Annotated in this window: 3 protein-coding genes; all 3 read right to left on the reverse strand. The window is 68.1% G+C overall.

All coding sequences use genetic code 11. From position 1 onward, the window contains the following. Positions 1 to 636 (reverse strand): carbohydrate ABC transporter permease (locus tag ACO1X9_RS12495; RefSeq protein WP_486351170.1); only part of this gene is annotated, 636 nt, incomplete at its 3' end. Beyond that, the gene (locus tag ACO1X9_RS12500) at positions 633 to 1547 is read right to left on the reverse strand and encodes a carbohydrate ABC transporter permease (protein ID WP_486351171.1); all 915 of its coding nucleotides are present in this window, start codon (positions 1545 to 1547) and stop codon (positions 633 to 635) included. The genes ACO1X9_RS12495 and ACO1X9_RS12500, both read right to left, overlap by 4 nt. A gap of 103 nt (positions 1548 to 1650) precedes the next feature. After that, positions 1651 to 2901, reverse strand: a complete 1251-nt coding sequence (locus ACO1X9_RS12505) for an extracellular solute-binding protein (RefSeq protein WP_486351172.1) — start codon at positions 2899 to 2901, stop codon at positions 1651 to 1653. Between the last annotated feature and the right edge of the window lie 12 nt (positions 2902 to 2913).

The raw sequence follows: 2913 nt of genomic DNA on the forward strand, positions 1-2913 counted from the left end.
CAGGCCCGGCCAGAGCAGAGGCAGGGTCACCCGGAAGAACGCCCCGAAGCGCGAGCAACCGTCGACCATCGCGGCCTCCTCGAGCTCGACCGGGATGCCGGCGACGAAACCACGGAGGGTCCAGATGGTGAACGGCAGCACGACCGCGAGGTAGACGAGCGTGAGCCCGATGATCGAGTTGAGCAGCTGCCAGCCGTCGAGCACGCGGAAGATCGACACGATCATCGCCTCGGCGGGGATCATCTGCGCGACGAGCAGTGCGACGATGAGCGCCTTCTTCGAGCGGAAGCGGAAGCGCGAGAGCGCGAGCGCCGCGAAGAACGCGAACACGGCCGCGAGCACGACGGTGCTGAGCGTCACGATGAGCGACGTCGTCAGGGCGGGCAGGAACTCGATCGTGCCCGAGGGCTGGGTGATGACGCGCCAGAAGTTGTCGAGCGTGAACTGGTCGGGGAAGAAGTGCGGGGTCTGCTCGCGGATCGCGCGGTTCGGCAGGAGTGCCGAGTTGACCATCCAGTAGACGGGGAAGGCGGACGCGACGAAGACGACGACGGCGACCACATTGAGCAGCCCGCGCACGACGGCCGAGCGCGGTCGACCCGGGGCGAGTTCTCGACGGGCAGAGCCGCGGCTCATGACTCCTCCTGCTTCAGGAGCGAACGGATGTAGTAGCCCGAGAGACCGAGCATGAGGATCACGAGCAGCACCGAGATGGCGCCGCCGGCGCCGAGGTCGCCGGCGCCGATCGAGACCTTGAAGATGTAGACGCCGATCGTGTTGGTCTCGGCCGCGATGCCGCCGACGGTCTGCAGCGCGTAGATCTGCGAGAAGACGCGCATGTCCCAGATGATCTGCAGGATCAACAGGATCACGAGCACTCCGCGGAGGTAGGGGATCACGATGAGGCGGAAGCGCTGCCACCCGGTGGCGCCGTCGATCTCGGCGGCCTCGAGCACCTCCTGCGGCACCTGCGTGAGGCCCGCGAAGACCGTGAAGGCGACGAACGGGATGGCCTGCCACGTGACGATGATCGTCGCGACGAAGAAGAACGAGACCGGGTTGATGAGCCAGGAGTGGCCGACGAAGTCGACGCCGGTGATCTGGGTGATGAGGTAGTTGACGACGCCGCGATCGGTGTCGAACATCCAGCCCCAGACGACGCTCGCCGTGACGGGCGGCATCGCCCAGGCGAGCAGGAGGCCGACCGAGACGAGCAGCTTGAAGCCCTTGCCGAGCTTCGTCATGAGCACGCCGATCGCGATGCCGAGCAGCATCGTCAGCACGACGTTGACGAGGCAGAACGCGACGCTGCGTCCGAGCACCTGCCAGAACTCGGCATCCGTCAGCACGTCGATGTAGTTCTGCAGCCCCACGAACTCCGGAGCCGCGCCGAAGATCTGCGCGCGCCCGAACTCGAGGAACGAGGTGACGATGAGCTGGACGAGGGGCCAGGCGGTGAGGGCGAGCAGCACCACCCCCGCCGGGATCAGCAGGTAGAGGGGGGTGAGATCGCGCCGGCGTCGCGTGCGGACGTCGGTCGTGCTCATGATGAGCCCTTTCGGATAGGTTCTGTCACGTGCCCCGGAACCTTCCTAGGGCGACGGGCGCCGGTGGCGCGGCACGGTCGAATCGTGCCGCGCCACCGTACTTCTAGCCGTTCAGGATGTCCTCGATGTCGAGGTCCAGCTGGGTGGCGAGGGCTTCGATGTCACCGCCCGTGGCGATCTTGACGAAGAAGTCCTGGAGGAGACGCGCCGCCTCGACGTCGGCCCACTTCGGGCTCGCCGGGGTGAGCTTCGCGTTGGCCGCGGCCTCCGCGATGATCGCCGCGATCTCCGGGTTGGCCGCGGCGACCTGGTCGCCGAGCGAGGTCTTCGCCGGGACGAGGCCGTTGGCCGCGAGGATCGACTGGTACTCGTCGCTGAAGATGATCTTCATCGCGTTCTCGGCGAGCGTCGGGTTGGCCGACTTCGCCGAGATGGCGATGTTGGAGCCACCGGCGAACACCTGCGCCGCGCCGCCGTCCTTGCCCGGGAGGGCGAAGTAGCCGAGCGTGTCGGTCACCGCGGTCGGCGCCTGGTCGGCGTCGGCGATGATCGACCAGTAGGCCCAGCTCGGAGCCGACAGGGTCGCGCCCTGCGCCTCACGGAACGGCACCCAGACATCCGTCTCGTCGCCGTCCTTCGGGGCGGTGGAGGACGCCATCACCTCGGCGACCTGCTCGAGACCGGCGAGCGACTCGGGGCTCGAGAACTGCGCGTCCCACGCGCCATCCTCGAAGACCGCGATCTCGCCGCCGTTCTCCCAGATGAAGGGGAGAGCGTTGTACCAGTCCTGGCCGGGCCAGTAGACGCCCGAGACGCCCGGAAGGGCCTCGGCGAGGGTGCCCGCGTTCGCGACGTAGTCGTCGAGCGTCTCCGGCACCGAGACGCCGGCCTGCTCGTACTGCGCCGTGTTGTAGAACACGACGCGAGCGCCCGAGTAGTACGGCGCGGCGAAGAGCGTGCCCTCGAAGGTGCCCGCCTCCACGAAGCCGGGGAGCAGGTCGTCACCACCGAGGTCTTCGTAGATGCCGCTCAGGTCGCGGAACGCGCCGACCGAGGTGAAGGCCGGGGCCTGCGTGTTGCCGACCTCGACGATGTCGGGGCTGTCGCTCGACGAGAGCGCCGTGGTGAGCGTGTCGACGAGACCCGTCCACTGCTGCTCCTCGATGACGAGGGTGGAGCCGGGGTTCTCCTCCTCGAACGTCTCGATCAGGTAGTGGCGGGCATCCTGCGGGGTGTCCGCGCCGACGAGCCAGACGCGGATCTCGCCGGACTCGGGCTCGGCGGGCGTACCCGCGCAGCCGGCGAGGACGATCGCACCGGCGGCCAGCGCCGCGGTGAGAGCGAGTTTCCTCATTTTCGTTGTTCC

The sequence above is a fragment of the Pseudolysinimonas sp. genome (assembly GCF_057350545.1).